Raw genomic sequence first — 857 nt, 5'->3', positions numbered from 1 at the left:
GGCGCCCGGCCGCCGCACGCCCGCTGGCCGGGCGGTGCGCGCGTTGCGCTGCAGTTCGTCCTCAACTACGAAGAAGGCGGCGAAAACTGCGTGCTGCACGGCGACGCCGCCTCCGAGCAGTTCCTCTCCGAGATCGTCGGCGCCGCGGCCTACCCCGACCGCCACATGAGCATGGAGGGCATCTACGAATACGGCTCGCGCGCCGGCGTCTGGCGCCTGCTGCGCGAGTTCGAGAAGCGCGGCCTGCCGCTGACCATCTTCGGCGTATCGATGGCGCTGCAACGCCATCCTGAACTGACCCGCGCCTTTGTCGAACTGGGTCACGAGATCGCCTGCCACGGCTGGCGCTGGATCCACTACCAGGGCATCGACGAAGCCACCGAGCGCGAGCACATGCGCATCGGCATGCAGATCATCAAGGACCTGACCGGCGAACTGCCGCTGGGCTGGTACACCGGCCGCGACAGCCCCAACACGCGCCGCCTGGTGGTGGAGCACGGCGGCCTCCTGTACGACTCGGACTACTACGGCGACGACCTGCCCTTCTGGACCGAGGTGGAAGTCACCGGCGGCGAGAAGAAGCCGCACCTGGTGGTGCCGTACACGCTCGACTCCAACGACATGCGCTTTGCCACGCCGCAGGGCTTCAATACCGGCGAACAGTTCTTCCAGTACCTGAAGGATGCGTTCGACGTCTTGTATGAGGAAGGCGACCCGAGCGGCCAGGACAGCCCCAAGATGCTGTCGATCGGCATGCACTGCCGCCTGCTCGGCCGCCCGGGCCGCTTCCGCGCGCTGCAGCGCTTCCTCGACTATGTGCAGGGACACGACAAGGTGTGGATCTGCCGCCGTGTCGA

The 857-nt window shown here is 67.1% G+C and carries 1 protein-coding gene; it reads left to right on the top strand.

Features of this window, described 5'->3' with window-relative positions; genetic code table 11:
* Positions 1-857: allantoinase PuuE (gene puuE, locus AC1Q6V_RS34620; protein ID WP_454751384.1), on the top strand; the 857-nt coding region annotated here is incomplete at both ends.

It is taken from the genome of Cupriavidus sp. GW823-FHT07B10 (genome assembly GCF_058794355.1).
This window is presented reverse-complemented; position numbering and strand designations above follow the sequence as displayed.